The 16,294-nt window shown below is 54.8% G+C and carries 8 protein-coding genes; 3 read left to right on the top strand and 5 right to left on the bottom strand.

Going from position 1 to position 16,294, the window contains the following annotated elements; translation table 11 throughout:
* Positions 1-10 precede the first annotated feature (10 nt).
* The 5 genes from ACM5QY_RS03920 to ACM5QY_RS03900 all read right to left on the bottom strand — a co-directional run bounded on the left by ACM5QY_RS03920 (position 11) and on the right by ACM5QY_RS03900 (position 10,331).
* The gene (locus ACM5QY_RS03920; protein WP_416119299.1) at positions 11-3,970 is read right to left on the bottom strand and encodes a cellulose biosynthesis protein BcsC; all 3,960 of its coding nucleotides are present in this window, start codon (positions 3,968-3,970) and stop codon (positions 11-13) included.
* An 85-nt stretch (positions 3,971-4,055) separates the two neighbouring features.
* Positions 4,056-6,554 (bottom strand): cellulose biosynthesis cyclic di-GMP-binding regulatory protein BcsB, encoded by a 2,499-nt coding sequence (bcsB, locus tag ACM5QY_RS03915; protein WP_416119297.1) that lies wholly within the window; start codon positions 6,552-6,554, stop codon positions 4,056-4,058.
* On the bottom strand, positions 6,551-8,650 hold the full coding sequence (gene bcsA, locus ACM5QY_RS03910) for a UDP-forming cellulose synthase catalytic subunit (RefSeq protein ID WP_416119296.1): 2,100 nt from the start codon (positions 8,648-8,650) through the stop codon (positions 6,551-6,553). Before bcsA ends, bcsB begins: the two co-directional genes overlap by 4 nt.
* Positions 8,651-8,679: 29 nt before the next feature.
* A complete protein-coding gene (gene bcsQ / locus ACM5QY_RS03905) occupies positions 8,680-9,483 on the bottom strand; it encodes a cellulose biosynthesis protein BcsQ (protein WP_416119294.1) in 804 nt (267 codons plus the stop codon).
* Complete coding sequence (locus tag ACM5QY_RS03900; RefSeq protein ID WP_416119293.1) at positions 9,474-10,331, bottom strand: hypothetical protein; 858 nt, start codon at positions 10,329-10,331, stop codon at positions 9,474-9,476. The genes bcsQ and ACM5QY_RS03900 overlap by 10 nt, the downstream gene beginning before the upstream one ends.
* Positions 10,332-10,890: 559 nt before the next feature.
* Between ACM5QY_RS03900 and hmsP the strand changes: the two genes are divergently transcribed.
* The 3 genes from hmsP to ACM5QY_RS03885 all read left to right on the top strand — a co-directional run bounded on the left by hmsP (position 10,891) and on the right by ACM5QY_RS03885 (position 16,231).
* Positions 10,891-12,873 carry a biofilm formation regulator HmsP gene (gene hmsP, locus ACM5QY_RS03895; RefSeq protein WP_416119292.1) on the top strand — a complete coding sequence of 661 codons (1,983 nt, stop codon included), beginning with the start codon at positions 10,891-10,893 and terminating at the stop codon, positions 12,871-12,873.
* Positions 12,874-13,109: 236 nt separating this feature from the next.
* Positions 13,110-14,402 (top strand): dicarboxylate/amino acid:cation symporter, encoded by a 1,293-nt coding sequence (locus ACM5QY_RS03890; RefSeq protein ID WP_416119290.1) that lies wholly within the window; start codon positions 13,110-13,112, stop codon positions 14,400-14,402.
* 317 nt (positions 14,403-14,719) lie between these two features.
* A complete protein-coding gene (locus ACM5QY_RS03885) occupies positions 14,720-16,231 on the top strand; it encodes a M16 family metallopeptidase (RefSeq protein ID WP_416119289.1) in 1,512 nt (503 codons plus the stop codon).
* Positions 16,232-16,294 lie beyond the last annotated feature (63 nt).

Raw genomic sequence — 16,294 nt, 5'->3', positions numbered from 1 at the left:
TCCACCAGGATTAATTTTGGCCCATCAGATAACGGAAGTAGACCTGCGCGGTGCTTTCGTTGTAATCGCCGAAAGTATCGTAGCCAACTTGTCCGCCAATCTGCATGTTTTTGTTCAAATGATAGTTACCGCCAACACCTGCGCTCCAGCCAATACCATTCTGGGTTTTACCCGCGTAATACGCTTCAGAGCCATAGCCGGCATTTACCAGTTCTTCCAGTTGTTTCTGCAGATCGGCGTTATTTGGGAAGTACGCACTCTTGTCCTGAGAATAGGACTGATAACCCACCGAGCCGGACAGTTTCAGATCCCAGTCGTCATACTTCTGGGTGTATTCCACCGGGAAGGAGACGCTGACGTAGTTCTGCGGGCTGAAGTAACCGCCCTGGCCGTAGGAGTAGTAGCTGAGGTTCTTGTCGAAGTTCATGTAACCGACGTTGATCCCCGTTTTCAGTTCGCGGTCGTCATAACGGTACGGGCGAATGTACAAGCCCGCATTGGCACTGACCGACTGGTTGCTCTTCACGTTGTTACCCAGATAGCTGTAGTAACCGCCTTCGGCGTAGAAACCGGCATCACCGTCATCATAGGACAGATTCACGCTGCCGCCGTTTTTGGTGACCTGACCCCAGGTTTTGCCGCTGTAGGTATCTTTGGTGCCGACGTAAGAAAGAATACTGTCGGTCACTGCACGACGTTCAGCCGTCAGGCGCAGGGTGGTGAAATCAGTCAGTTTCGGAGCCCACTGCACGCCCCCGACCAGCGAGTTCAGATCCTGCCCGAGCGGTGTACTGCCGACATCGGCTTTATAGCTGTCGCCGGTCAGTGCCGCGTTGACTTCTACACCTGTCGCGCTTTGGTTACCGCCGGAAGGCGCCGCGTAGGTGGTCGGATCCGTGGCTGTGATGGTGTTGTAGGCCGCACACTGCGTCGACGTGGCGTTGGTCGAGCTACAGTTGGCGGTGTAGCCCGCTGCGGCTGCGGTTTGCAGTTTTGCAAAGGTGCTGTAACTGGCAATATCCAGACCTGCGGCGGCGGCGGCGGTCGCGACGTCGCTCTCCGCCGACTGTGCCTGCGCCAGCGCACCTTGCCCATAACGGGCATTGCCGGTGCCGGACGGGCTGCCTGCGCTCAAGGAAACCGGTGTCACGCCGATGCTCAGACGCGAGGTGTCAAACGGCACGAAAGCAAAGGTCATTGGCGCTTTCGCTTCGGTCAGCTGGCTGAGGCCGCTTTCACCGTCACGTCCGCGAATCGACATATCCCCCTGCGCCCAGGTCGCGGTTTTGCCCTGCAAATCGTCGAGCATGCCGTCGATCTGTTTTTCCGTTGCGGTACGTTGTGCCACGGCGGTCGGTACGGCAGGTGTCGGAATATTGCCCGGAATGGTCACCTGATCAGACTGCTGCCAAGGCAACACGGTGCCGTAAGAAGATTGTGTGGTCGGGCGCCCCGGTGAAGTCCGGGTTGAGCGGTTTATAAACGGGTTGTCGCTTATCTGCAAACCGGCCACCTGCGCCGTGCCGTCTGCGCCTTCCAGGCCAATCATCTTGCCCTTCGCGGAACGCAGTAACGCCAGCGCCTGCTGGTGATCGCCCTGAGCTTCGGCCACGCGCGCTTCGAGTAACAAACGGTCCGGCGTGCGTTCGCCGCGCAGGCCGTTCATCAGCTCCTGCGCCCGTTTATTATCGCCTTCACCCAGCGCGACGTTGATGGCACCCACGCGCGCATCCTGCGCTGGTGTATCGTTCAGCATCAGATAGTTATAAACCTGACCGGCCTGTTTATTGAGTTTGCCGGACTGATAAAGGCGCGCCATCGCCAGCATCAGATCCCGGTTTTGTGGATCAGACTGCAACGCGACGACCAGTTTGTCGTAAGCGGCGGCGTACTGGCCCTGTTCACGTAACTGGTCGGCCTGCGTGATCACGAAACCGTTACGCAGATTGGCCAGCGCCGTCGCAGACGTGCCGGACTGAATTTGCGGATTTTGCAGGAAGGCCTGCGCTTCCATGCCCAGCCCGGCGGAATTGAGCACGGTGATCTGATCGGCATAATCGCCCGCATTGCCGTTCACGCCCTGACGCATGTTCTGGCGGACCAGTTGCACGGCCAGCGGTAACTGGCCGGAGGCGGCGAGATTTTTTGCCAGTAAACCGACATCGGCTGGCGCGGAGGGCGGGTTCTGCGCCAGTGCGCGCAGGGTGTTGGCCGCCGCCGCGCTGTTGCCCTGTTGCAGATAACCTTCGGCATCCGCCATTTGTGCATTGAAGTTGGCGCGCTGCGCCAGTTCACGCATACCCTGATTCTGACTGTTGCGCGGAATGCGCGAGAGCAGGGCGTTGGCGGTGGCCCAGTTTTTGGTTTCGGACGCAAACAGCGCGGCGGCGTAAAGATCGGCCGATGACGCGCCCGGACGCGAAGACGGTGCCATGATGGACTGCGCCTGCGCGGTTTGCCCCTGCGATTGCAGAATGCGCGCCATATCCAGTTTTACCCAGACGTTCGACGGCTGGCGTTCCTGCGCCTGCTGAAGAATATTCAGTGCGCGCTGCGGATCGTTGTTGGCAACGGCCTGCGCCGCCTGACGGCGCATCGGTTCAATCACATCGGCGACGGTCGGCGGATTCATCTTCGCCTGCAAACTGGCTGGCAGCGTTTTCAGAACCTGACTGGCTTCAGCGGTTTTGTTTTGCTGACGCAGCACGTAGAACAATCCGGCGCGGGCGTCGGCGTTGTCACCCAGTGCGCTGTACTGCTGCTCCGCACCGGCGAGATCGCCTTTGCGGCGCAGAATATCCGCACGCAGCAAACCGGCTGACTGACCTTTTTCACCGCCGACGGAAGCCAGCGGAGTCACGGCGGCCAGTGCGGCGTCATAACTGCCGGATGCGGCGGCGTCTTTGGCTTTCGCCAGTTGGGCGTAGAACGCAGAATCCTGCGCCTGATTGCCTAACTGGGCACTGTTCGCGCCGCCCTGTGCGGCGGCTTTACTGAGATACTGCGAGGCTTCTTCAAAGTTACCGCTGCGCTGTGCAATATAACCCAAACCGGCCAGTGCATCGGCGTCGTTCGGGTTATCGGCCAGTACGCTTTCAAACTTGGTTTTCGCACTGGTGACGTCGCCGCTGTTGAGCGCGGTGAAGCCCTGGCCTTTCGCCGCGCCACCAATGTTTTTCTGGAAATACGCCATCACGCCGGTGTCATTGGGATGACGCGCCTGATAGGCCTGATACAAGTCGCGGTCGCCTTCCTGCGGTGCCATCCACAGCAACGCCTGGCGCAACGAACGGTCAGCTTCGGAGCTGGAACCGGCCATCGTGCTCAGCAGCTTGATCCCGTCGCGGCGGGTGGATTCCTGATAAGTCAGTACTTTGCCCAGCCCGAGACGCGCCTGCGTGTCGTCCGGGCGTGCCGCTACGCGCTGTTGTAATCCCTGAATGGCCTGTGGCTGGAGCGATTTGTCGCCCGCCATGGTCAGATAATATTCGGTTGCCAGACTGTCGAGCGGCTGGTTGCCATTGAAAATGGTGCGGTAAGCCGAAAGCGCGCCGCTGACGTTACCCTGCGCCGCCATCTGGCGGGCAGCAGCCAGTTGCGCCGGCGGAATTGACTGCATCGCTTTGGCGCTGTTGAGCGACGCCAGACGCGGGTCATCCGGTGAAATGCTGGAGAGTTTCTGACGCCACTGGTTCGCCGCCGTTTTGTCGCCGCTTTGCATGGAATACAGTGACATCAGATACAACGCCTGCGCGTTGTTCGGCTCGACCAGCAGCACTTTCTGCAAGGCATCTTTCGCCAGATCATCATGGGCACGTTCATGCCAGTAAGCCGCCTGATCGAACAGGGCTTTCATGGCCGGATTGGTCGTATTCGCCGCAAAAGTGGTGGCACTGAAACTTGCAACGCCGGCGATCCCTACCAGATAAATAGCCCTGATCACCGCCAGCGACAGTTTATGTTTTCTCATTTTCCAGCTCCGGTAATCGCCAGGTTATAGCCGGGAGTAACGGCTACCTTCATTGTTATTGTTGTTCTTCTTAAGACGACGCTTTTCATTTCTGACCCAGACGTTTAGCCGCATGACGACGCAACACGACGAACAGGCTCAGGCCAATCAGCAGTGAAACCAGTGTGGCAATCAGCGAGAGGATCACGATATGCGTACTCGCATACCACAACACCATCATGTACCACGGCATCTGGCCGGTCGGGAATTGCTGGCCAACGGAGAAGCTGCGAATGCCATTTTCATCGGTAATAATCGCCAGATCACCCCGCACGTTGGCGTTGATTTTGGGTGATTTGAGGTCGTTATGAATTTTCAGCAGTTGTTGGTCATCCGTGCCTGCTGCCACAACGACGACGTGATCGTTAGACCAGCGTGAACGGTAGCTGACGAAGCCGCGCCATGCGCCGGTAGACGACAGATAGCGGTCAGCATCAACCGGCTGGCGGTACCAGTCGCCAGTCAGCCACGCCACGATACGCTGGACTTCGGTCGGTGTTTTCACGCCCATCGAACCGGCATTGACGCTAAACGGTGAATCCGCCAGCAGTTGCTGGTTGAACGACGTATCGCCCAGCGTGGTGACGGCCAGAATATCGCGGTCAAACAACGCATTATTTTTCTCATCGCCTTTCAGACCAAAAGCGACTTGTACGTGATTCACCGGGACGCCAGTCGCTTTACCTGCACGGGCCGCCAGGTTCATCAGCACATGGATTTCATCCGCCGAAGGCGCTTCGGGCAGCAACATCAGTGTGTCGGTAAAGTCCGCCAGTTTGGAGTACGGATAAGACGCACCGACGAAATACGACAGGTTCGGCAACTGCGCGAAATGGTAGCTTCCGCTCAGGTCGATAAAGGATTTCGGATCGATACGACTCTTGATGTTGTCGCTGGTCAGAATACTGCACGGCGCATCTTTTTTCGGCTTGATGTCGAAATAGAATTGCAGCTGGTTATCCCCGTAAATCAGGTACGGCGCGAGCTGGAGGGTATAACGTTCCTGACGGCTGTCACCGCCCAGGCGACGCCAGATGTTTTCCACCAGACCGACTTTGTTTACCGTCAGGCTGCGCAGGAAGTTGCTGTTAATGGAAACATTGAGACGCGAGCTGTCTTCATCAATCCAGTTTTCTGTCGGGAAGCGGTAATCGATGCGCACCGGAATGTTGTGGCCATCCCACATGAACAGGTCGGGCGCGGCGCGGAAAGCGACCTGAATACCGTCGTGGTAAATCCCGTTGGAAATCAGGGAATCCGGATCTTTACCCGCCAGTTCACCCAGCGTGACCGGGCGCGAAGTGTCAATCCAGCGCGGCGCGTCATACAGCTTGCTGGAGGGAATAGTTTGCTGCGTGACGTCCAGACGTTCGGCGTTGTTCGGCATTCCGCCGCTGATCAGGCGGTAAGCGGCCTGACGCAGTTCGTTATCGTCGTTGCCCAGTACCAGCAGCAGTTTATAAATGGGGTTAATCGGGTTATCGATAATCTGAATCGACGCGCCGTTGCTGGCCGGTAACGTCAGTGAACCGATTTTATCGCCCGGTTTACCAAAAAGAATGCCGTTCTGATCCGGCAAATCGTTCAGGATGACCGGGAAATCGACGCTGCGATAATCGGACAACATGCCGAGATAAGAAGAAACCATCGCCGCTGCGCTGACATCGCCGGGTTTCATCGCAGCGGAGAAGCCCATCGTAATTTTCGATTCCTGCATTTGCAGGCCATCAAAGAACGGACGCGGGAAGTTACCCAGATTGCGGCCAATATTCAGCTGCTGACCTTCCAGACCAATGCTGGTGGTCGGCAAAATCGTGACCCAATATTTGTCGGACTGATCTTTCTCGCAGGTCATGGTGTTGCTGTCATGCACGCGGAAGCTCAGGTTGTTGTTGGACACCACCATCGCAGACGGAATATCCAGATCGTAAACATCCCCGCCGTTGCTGCTCTGATTGAGCGGCAGGTTGCCCAGCGGCTGGCCGTTGAGCATCAGTTCCAGCGTAGTATCACGCGCAATCAGCGCCGGGGAGATCTTCAGCGCCAGCGACAGGTGGGCGTTGGTCACCACTTCATCGGCAGGCAGCGTAAAGATAATCCCGGACTGTAACTGGCCGCCGCTGAGGGTCAGGCCGTTGGGCTGCCCCATTTCAGCCACGGTGATATTACTGGTGACCGGCTGGACCAGCGGAACAACCGGCGGCACAGACGGATCGGTGGCCACTGTGGCAGGTACTGCGCTGGTATTCACCGGCGTGGTATCAGGCTGAGGCGCATCGCCTGCCGCAACCGCCGCCGCTGGGGCCGGTGCGGCTGCACTGACGGGCGCACTTTCGCCCGGCATCGGGGTAACCGGCGGCAACCATGACGGCGCAGCAGGAAGGCTGGTCGCCGGATCAACGGCCGGAGCCGCAGCGTCTTCAGCATGGGTTAACGGCAGGCTGCTGAATGTCAGCAGGAGGCCGGTGCAGATTTTCCTGAGCAGGGACGCACCCGGCACAGCAGATAACCGGCGCTTTACGGTCTGTTTACGTGGTCGATTCATGCTGCTTCACTCTTGCTGGTGGCGTCAGCGGGTTTATTTTTGGCACGGCGCTCTTTCCAGGTGTTGTAGAACAGCTCAAATACGCAACGGATAATGCTGATCAGAGATTTGAACGGGTTGTCTGGCGGGTACTCTTCGCCAATCCAGGCGTCAGCACGGCATAACACAACGCGAACCAGTTCACGACGTTTCGACAGCGGCAGGTTTTCAAATTGCAGACGCAGCCGCTCTTTGTTGCCGCTGATTTGTGTCACCGGAAAACTCTCTGCACCGGAGGAAAGCTGAATTTCTACTTCTTCAATTTCTTCGTCGATGTAACGCACATCCGGCGTCACCAGTTGCACGCCGCCCATCGACATATCGATTGTGGTCGTGCGCAGTGAAATCCCGTTTGCATAGTGAATGATGGCCGGAATAGCGACATCAATACGGATGGTTTTACGCACCTGACGGGTTTCTTTCGCTACAGCAATGGCCGCCAGCAGGATCAGCACGCTGAAACTGCCCCAGGCGACGTTCAGGGCGATAACGCTCGGATCGATGGCAAAGTAGTCATGGAAAATCGCGCGTACCACGCCGTAACCAATCCCGATAATCATCAGAATGGCGACAATCAGGTGCGGTTTAACGATGTTGAAGTCAAAGAAGCCGACATCCAGCAGGCCGCCTTTGTCTGTTACGTTAAATTTCCCGCGTTTTGGCGCGAGCATCGTAACCAGCGTCGGCAGGATCAGATGGAATGCCATGACGGTTTCATAGATCTCACCCCAGAACGTGTAGCGGAAGCGGCCATTCATGCGGGAGTTGATATGCAGGGACATCACCAGGTGCGGCAGCGCGTAAGCAAAAATCAGGCTGGCGGACGAGGAAATGATGTTCAGGTTGAACAGCAGGAACGCCAGCGGTGCGGTCAGGAACACCACGCGTGGCAGGCCAAACTGGAAGTGCAGCATGGCGTTCAGATAACACAGGCGTTGCTGCCATTTCAGACCCCGGCCAAATAACGGATTATCCACCCGGAAAATCTGCGTCATGCCACGCGCCCAGCGGGTACGCTGGACGACATGCAGGCCGAGACGTTCTGTGGCCAGACCGGCGGCCAGCGGGATATCCAGAAACGCGGTATTCCAGCCACGACGCTGCATTTTCAGCGCAGAGTGGGCATCTTCTGTGACGGTTTCAACAGCAAAGCCGCCGACTTCTTCGAGTGCAACGCGGCGGATAACGGCACAGGAACCGCAGAAGAACGTGGCGTTCCAGTTATCGTTGCCCTGCTGCACCGGGCCGTAGAACAGCGCACCTTCGTTTGGCATGGTGCGGCCTGCGGAAAGGTTACGTTCGAACGGGTCAGGCGAGTAGAAATAGTGAGGCGTCTGGATCAGCGCCAGACGCGGGTCTTTCAGGAAGCTGCCGACGGTGGCCTGCAAAAAAGCACGCGTGGCGACGTGATCGCAGTCAAATACGCAAATCAGCTCGCCTTTGGTGAGTTTCATCGCATGGTTCAGGTTACCGGCTTTGGCGTGGGCGTTATTATCCCGGGTGATATAACCCACGCCCGCATCGGCGGAGAACACGGCAAATTCGTCGCGCTTTCCGTCATCCAGCACATATATTTTGATTTTGTCTTTCGGATAATCGATGCACTGCGCCGCCAGAACGGTATCGCGCACCACATCGAGGCTTTCGTTATAAGACGGAATATACACGTCAACGGTTGGCCATAGCGTCGTGTCATCTGGCAAGGGTTCAATGGAGCGTTTCAGCGGCCAGGTCGTTTGCAGATAACCGAGTAAAAGAATAAGCCAGACGTACAGTTCGGCGAGGAATAATCCGATCCCTAAAATGGCTTCAATCGTGGAATTAAAATGCAGTGTTTCTGTCGCGCGCCAGTAAATATAACGCGTCGACATAATAATGGACATGATGACCATGACCACACTGATACGCCGGCTCTTGCTGATGCCGAGCAGGAATAAAAGCCCGATACTGATCAGACCAAAAATGTACTGCTTTTGGCTGTCCATAGGGGTGATGATGATCACTGCCGCCACCGGCAGCAGCAGAAGCACAAGTAAGGAAAACAGGAATTTATTCATCGCTTTGGGGTCGCTGTTAACAGTGATAGTTAATAACTGCCAGATTTAGGCGCGGCGTGTAATTCACCATCACCGACTTTAATCCCTAAAATGGCGGCGACTTTCTTGCTGATCAGTTCAATATCAAAAGCCGAAGCCGATACCGGACTAAAATCAATAATAGAGCGCTGCGAGGCGTTGGCCTCTGGCACACATTCATCCCTGTGGATCGTGCCTAATAATCTTTCGTTCAGACGTTGCTCAAAGAATTGCGTGACGTCGCGGCTTAATGTTCTGCGCGTGTCACTTTGGTTAACGACGTAATATTCCCCCTTTTTATTGTTCAAAGGTGTGCCAATTAATTTATTTTTTTCCATTAATGGCAGCAGAGATAATGACGCGGTATCGGCCAGCATGACCACAACATGTAAATCAGCAATAGCCTGCACGGCTTTTAAGGCCGGGCTTGGGCCGGGAGGAAAATCGGCAATAATAATTAAACCTGGATAATTCAGGACGGTGTTCAGTCCCCGCGGTAAAAAATTCGGATCAGACGCTAACTGGTGTTCGAATTCCAGACGCTGATCTTCCGTCACTTCGCCGTAAGGTAATACAAACGTGTTTGAACCCGCTTTGAGAATAAACTGACTCCAGTCGGATTCATTGCCTGAACCGGCGACAAAGCCGCGGGTATCGGAAATAGGTACACCAAAATGAAGGCGAAGGGCGTTCTGCACATCAAAATCGATAACCAGTACTTTGCTGCCACTGCGGGCGAGCGAATAGGCCAGGTTCGAGGCCACCGTGGTTTTTCCTACCCCACCTTTCGGTGAACAAACGCAAACTAACGGCATGAGGCAATCATCTCTAACAGGGGTTGAAGCGGTGTGTCGCGATGTAAATAAGCGCCGGCAGGCTGCGGAGCCCGCTGTTTAAACATTTGTTTAAAGCGCTGGTTAGCATCAGCAGACGCCGGGGCTGCGTGTGTAACGGGCGTAGTGCTGGTTGTGTACGGGCTGACCGGTGCGGGTTGGTGTACAGGCGCGGGCTGATACACCGGAACTGCGGGCTGTACAGGTTGGCTTCGCGGCGGTGCGGCCTGCTGAACAGGGGCAGGTGCCTGAACCGGAGCCGGGGGTACAGGCGCTTCGGGCATTACTTTACGCAATGAATCGAGCAAACCCGAGCCGGTATCAGGAACAACAGACTGAGCGTGCAACGTCGGCGCGGCGTGAACCGGCTGATGTTTTCCGGGCTGCGCGGCCGGCACGGGAGCAGGCTGTGGCGGAGCAGGCGGCAGCGTTTCACGCAGGGCCTCGAGTAACCCAAAACCGGCGGCTGGCGGCGGCACTTCCGAGGATATTGGCGTAGCCTGAGTGTGTGCAACAGGCTGAGCCGCCGGCGCTTGCGGCACAGGTTGCTGATTCAAAGGGGCGTGCGTTGTCGGGAGTTCGTTCACCGGCTGCGAGGCAGAGAGTGAAAACTCATCGGCAGAAATAGATTGTGGTGTGGGTTGCGTCGAACGGCCATTGTCGAGTGGTCCTACCGGGTCTTCGCTGGCTGACACTTGTTTGATCAATGTCCATTGGTTCATGGAGCCGGTAATGGATTCACCCGTTGATTTTTCGTTAAGCTCTTTATAATCAAGCTGTTCCAACTTCGTTTTATCCATAAAACGTTTAATGTCGTCATATTTATTCATAAATCCCGCCCGCTAGGATTATATATATAAGTATTTTCTGAGCGTCAAAGCGCCCCTAAAAAGGCCGCTAACAAAGGATGTGAACCGTTTAATTTTCTTTAGGTTTTTAGTTGGAATCAGACACGTCTTAATATATCAGCTCTTTAACAGCATAGAGCACTTTTTACAAAAAATAGGATTTTCACGCATAAATAGCACCACATTGATAACTGGTTGTCACACAAGGTTTTTGATATTAATTATCTGCTTTTTTGTGTTAGCGCAGACTAATCATTTGCCTCTGGTGTGATCGGCAGCACACAATCTTCATTAAGTATCTTGAAGTCGGAATCTTATTACGCTGCTAAGTATTCAATGACATCCCCTAATGTATGTTTACCGTAAGAGAAATACCCTTAAGAGTTATGAGTGTAGATGCTGCCCATCAAACGTGTTGTTTTTTATAGTCAAACATTGTGAATCACCTCGAAATAACCGGTAATGAGGTATACTGCGCAGAAGTACCGTTCCTGTTAGGGTATGTGGGGCAAATCAGCCCGGGAGTTGAGGGAGAAATAAGTTGCGGGTCAGGCGTTCATTAACGATTAAGCAGATGGCGGCGGTATCCAGTATCGCTTCAATCGCCGTTTGTATTTTTATCGTCATCCAGTTGTTTCACTTTGTGCAACAACGGAGGGACGATTACGCCCAGCAACTTGAAAATATTGCACATTCTGTCCGCGAGCCGTTGTCGCAGGCGGTGCTGGATGTTGATCTGGAAGAAACGCAGGACATCCTCAATACGCTGCAACCGGTTGGGATACTCAGCCGCGCCGACGTCGTGATGCCCAATGAGATTGCGGCCTTACACACGCATTTCCCGCCCGGCAGGCCGGTTCCGCAATGGGTGACGCGCGGTTTTAACCTGCCCGTCACCATTTCTGTTCCTCTTTATTCTGCGGCTGCCAGCCCAAAAGCGCCCAAACCGCTGGCCTACCTGGTACTTCAGGCGGATTCGTACCGGATGTATCAGTTTATCGTCAGTGCGCTCTCGACCATGCTGACGACGTATTTGCTGCTGGCGCTGATCCTGACTATCTCGGTGAGCTGGGTGATTAACCGTCTGATTGTCAAACCGTTACGCTCAATTGCCAGCGAGCTGGAATCGCTGCCGGAAAGCGAAGTGCCTTATCACCAGTTGGCGATGCCGGAACGTCATGAAGACGATGAAATCGGCATGCTGATCCGCAGTTATAACCGCAATCAGTTACAACTGGAGAAAGCACAGCAGAGAATGAACGACGCGCTCTTACCTTCAGAAAATTGTCTCAATAATGAAGAGCAATTTATGCTGCGCCTGCAACACCGGTTGCATTCGTCGGAGCCCGAAAAAGGCTTCCACCTGATGCTGATCGGTATTGAAAGTCTGCGCGATGACGGGCATGTCGATTGCCCGCTGATTGCTTCCATTATGAATGTGCTGCCGGAACACTGTTTGCTGGCGCGTCTGAGTTATAACGAATTTGCGTTGCTGGCAGGTGATGTGTCGCGGCCATTTATGGCGATGCGTCTCGCGCGACAAATGATGGAGCGCATTAATGCGCCGCAGGAAAACGATTCCGGCAATATGTCCCTGCATCCGACGGGCAGCATCGGCATAGTCCAGCACACGGGCGAAACGCCGGTCACGGCGCAGCAACTGATGATGAATGCGCGCGCAGCCAGAGTGTCGGCGTATCAGCGGGGGAAAAACCAGATCCTGTTCTTCGAACCGGAGCTGACAGAGAAAATCCAGAAGCGTCTGTTGCAGGAAAACGAAATTCTGCACGCGATGGAGCAGAGCGATTTCACGTTGTTCATTCAGCCGCAGGTCAATATGGCGACCGGCACGGTCGTGGGGGCTGAAGCCCTGCTGCGCAGGAAAATGGCCAATGGCAGTTATGGTCTGGAAAGCGATTTCATTGTGCTGGCCGAAGAAATTGGCGTGATGAGCATGTTAGGTTACAAAATCCTCGAGCTGGGCTGCGGCATTCTCGCCGACTGGCAACAGCGCGGCATTACCTTGCCGCTCTCGGTGAATTTGTCCGGCGTTCAGGTACAGCAGCGTAATTTCCTGCCTGAACTGCGCAGCCTGCTGAGCCGCTACAAAATTAATCCGGGGCAACTGGTGCTGGAAATCACTGAAACGGCGCGCATTGATGATTTAGATCGCGCGCTGTTGTTGCTCAGCGAGCTTCGTGCCGTGGGCGTCTCAATTGAACTGGACGATTTCGGTCTGGGTTATTCCGGTCTGGATTATCTCAACCGCCTGCGTTCTTTGCCTATCGATGTCATCAAAATAGACCGCAGTTTTGTCAGTGTTCTGCCGGAAGACGAAGTGATGGTGAACATTGTGGCGTCGATTGCCCGCGCGATGAACATTCAGCTGATTGCGGAAGGCGTCGAAACCGAAGCGCAGCGTCAGTGGCTGCTGAAAGAAAATATCCAGTTCGGGCAGGGATATTTGTTCTCTGCGCCGCTATCAAAAGACGAGTTCGAACAGAAGTTCTGTCAGCCCGCCTGAATCTGCCAGGGGGCAGGAAAACCCTTCCTGTCCGGCCTTTTTCTCCCCTCCTTTACTTTTTTTAATTACATTACTTGCTGCTGAATGCTTTCCGCTCTGGTTTTTCATGACCCGTTATTGCAGTGCGAAACGAATTATTTCCATCATGTTGTGTGTGTGTTATTTCCCTGCTGCCGCTCATTACCTTTGACCCTACAAAAACAGAAGGCGGCGCAATCACTTCAGGATGGGTATTTATGAAAAAATCACTCTTCAAGAGCCTGTATTTTCAGGTTCTTACGGCAATCACCCTCGGTATTTTGCTGGGGCATTTCTATCCCGATCTCGGCGCTCAGATGAAACCATTAGGTGATGGTTTTGTTAAATTAATCAAAATGATCATCGCGCCTGTCATCTTCTGTACGGTGGTGACCGGCATTGCGGGCATGGAAAGCATGAAGGCCGTGGGCCGTACCGGGGCTATCGCGCTGCTCTATTTTGAAATCGTCAGTACGCTGGCGCTGATTATCGGTCTGGTGATTGTGAATATCGTCCAGCCTGGCGCAGGAATGAACGTTGATCCGGCGGCGCTGGATGCCAAAGCGGTCGCCGTTTACGCTGAGCAGGCGCAGAGCCAGGGCATCATTCCGTTCCTGCTGGATATCATCCCGTCGAGCGTAATTGGCGCGTTTGCCAGCGGTAATATCCTGCAGGTGTTACTGTTTGCCGTACTGTTCGGCTTCGCGCTGCACCGCATGGGCCACAAAGGCCAGCTGATTTTCAACGTCATCGAAAGCTTCTCACAGGTCATTTTCGGCATCATCAATATGATCATGCGTCTCGCGCCTTTAGGGGCCTTCGGGGCGATGGCATTCACGATTGGTAAATACGGCGTAGGTTCGCTGTTGCAGCTCGGTCAGCTGATTCTGTGCTTCTATCTGACCTGTATTCTGTTTGTGGTCGTGGTGCTGGGGCTGATTGCCCGCTTCACCGGTTTCAGTATCTTCAAGTTTGTTAACTACATTAAAGAAGAACTGCTGATCGTGTTGGGCACGTCGTCCTCTGAATCCGCACTGCCGCGCATGCTGGATAAAATGGAGCGTCTGGGCTGTAAGAAATCCGTGGTAGGTCTGGTTATCCCGACCGGCTATTCGTTCAACCTGGACGGCACATCGATTTATCTGACCATGGCGGCGGTATTTATCGCGCAGGCGACCAATACCCACATGGATATCTGGCATCAGATCACCCTGATTGTCGTGCTGCTGTTATCGTCAAAAGGGGCGGCGGGGGTGACCGGAAGCGGGTTTATCGTTCTGGCGGCAACACTCTCTGCGGTCGGTCACTTACCGGTTGCCGGGCTGGCGCTGATTCTGGGTATTGACCGCTTCATGTCGGAAGCCCGTGCGCTGACCAATCTGGTGGGTAACGGCGTGGCGACAATCGTGGTCGCAAAATGGTGTGATCAGCTGGATGAAGGGCAGTTAAAAGCCACCCTGAATGGTCAGAAAGGCCTGACGGAAGCGGAAAAATCGGCGTCTGGTTTCTGAATAATGACCGCTTAGCGGAGGAAAATATCGCAAAACGCGCCTAAAAACGCATTTATTTAGCCTCAACCCCCCCTAATATCGACCGGTTACTTGATGTAACCGGTGGATTATCTTCATAATAAATCCCTTAAAGGCCACCTCCGGCGCTTTTTACCAGAATATTTTCATGGGCTGCGCGACATTGCGAAAAAGGCGCGGTCTAACGAAGGGCTGTAATTTTCGTCCTTAACTTACGCATTCAGTTCCTGTGGGCTCGCCGAGCGGCACCGGCAGGACAGCATATTTGAACATTAGATTGTTATTACGTAGGGGTTCACATGCAGGGCACCAAAATCCGTTTACTCGTTGGTGGATTGTTGCTGGCAGCAGCCGCAAGTCATGTGCAAGCTGAAGCATTACAACCTGACCCGGCCTGGCAGCAGGGCAAGTTGGATAATGGATTTACCTGGCAGTTGCTGACCACGCCGCAACGCCCAAGCGATCGTATCGAATTACGTCTGGTGGTACGCACCGGCTCGTTGGCAGAATCTGCCCAGCAGGCGGGCTACGCCCATTTCCTTCCGCGTCTGGCGCTGATGCACAGCGAAGGATTCAGCACGTCTGAGCTGCAATCACTCTGGCAGCAAAGTATCAATCCGCAGCGGCCATTGCCGCCCGCGGTCAGTTCTTATGAGTTCACGATGTATAACCTGAGCCTGCCGAATAACCGCCCGGAGCTGCTGAAAGATGCGCTGAACTGGCTGGCGAATACGGCGGGAAAAATCTCCGTGACGCCCGCACTGGTCAGCGCCGCGCGACAGGAATCGCAGGATCCGGTGGGTTCATTGCCGCAAAATACTCAGGATGCCTGGTGGCGTACCCGAATCGTCGGCTCAACGCTGGTGGGGCATAGCCCGGACCAGTTGCCGACTAAACCGGTCAATATCGACGCCCTGACGAAGTTTTATCATCAGTGGTATACGCCAGATGCGATGACGCTGTTTGTGGTGGGTAATGTCGACAGCCGCGGGCTGGGTGAACAAATCAACCGGACATTCTCACCGCTGAAAGGCAGCCGTCAGACGCCACAAACGTTGCCGACGCTGTCGGAAGTCACGACCAAATCGATGACCCTGATGGACGGCAACCTGACGCAGGATCGTCTTTCATTAATGTGGGATAACGCGTGGCAGCCAATCCAGGATTCGCAGGCGCTGGCAGCTTACTGGCGCAGTGATCTCGCCCGCGAAGCGTTGTTCTGGCATTTGCAGGAAGAGCTGAAAAGCGCCTTTGAAAGTAAAAAAGACGCGACAACGCCGGGCCCCGGCCTGGGTTTTGACTGCAACGTGCAGTACCAGCGGGCGCAGTGCGCCATCCGTATCGATGCGCCGCAGGCCAGGCTGACTGAGCTGTTTAAGCGTTTGTCCGAAGAGCTTCTGGCTGTTCGTGATAAAGGGATTTCTCAGGCGGAATTCGATGCGCTGATTGCGCAGAAGAACGATCAACTGAGCAAGCTTTTCGCCACTTACGCCCGGACAGACACCGATGTGCTGATGAGCCAGCGTTTACGTTCGCAGCAAAATGGTGTGGTGGATATTGCCCCGGAGCAGTATCAGCAGTTGCGTCAGCAGTTCCTGACCACGCTGACCCTGCCGGTATTGAATCAGGAACTCAAACAACAGTTATCTCGGGATCCGGCGCTGTTAATCGCGCAGCCGAAAGGGGAACCCGAGGTGAATACGGGTGAGTTACGGGCGTTGTACGATAAGATAATGGCAGCAGCCGATGTTGCTCCGGCGGCGGAAACCCCGGCGGTGGAAGTGCCAGCGGCTTCGGCGACTGCTCAATAAGGGTTGGACCCTTATTTATCCCCATTTCAGGATCGAGAAAGTTTCGGTTTATCGCTTGCAGCG

The organism is Rahnella sp. PCH160 (genome assembly GCF_047784855.1).
Classification (GTDB): domain Bacteria; phylum Pseudomonadota; class Gammaproteobacteria; order Enterobacterales; family Enterobacteriaceae; genus Rahnella.
This window is presented reverse-complemented; position numbering and strand designations above follow the sequence as displayed.

Bases quoted from the DNA above. Each gene is read 5' to 3' on its own strand.
- ACM5QY_RS03920 (WP_416119299.1), bottom strand. From the start codon at position 3,970: ATGAGAAAACATAAACTGTCGCTGGCGGTGATCAGGGCTATTTATCTG.
- bcsB (WP_416119297.1), bottom strand. From the start codon at position 6,554: ATGAATCGACCACGTAAACAGACCGTAAAGCGCCGGTTATCTGCTGTG.
- bcsA (WP_416119296.1), bottom strand. From the start codon at position 8,650: ATGAATAAATTCCTGTTTTCCTTACTTGTGCTTCTGCTGCTGCCGGTG.
- bcsQ (WP_416119294.1), bottom strand. From the start codon at position 9,483: ATGCCGTTAGTTTGCGTTTGTTCACCGAAAGGTGGGGTAGGAAAAACC.
- ACM5QY_RS03900 (WP_416119293.1), bottom strand. From the start codon at position 10,331: ATGAATAAATATGACGACATTAAACGTTTTATGGATAAAACGAAGTTG.
- ACM5QY_RS03890 (WP_416119290.1), top strand. From the start codon at position 13,110: ATGAAAAAATCACTCTTCAAGAGCCTGTATTTTCAGGTTCTTACGGCA.
- ACM5QY_RS03885 (WP_416119289.1), top strand. From the start codon at position 14,720: ATGCAGGGCACCAAAATCCGTTTACTCGTTGGTGGATTGTTGCTGGCA.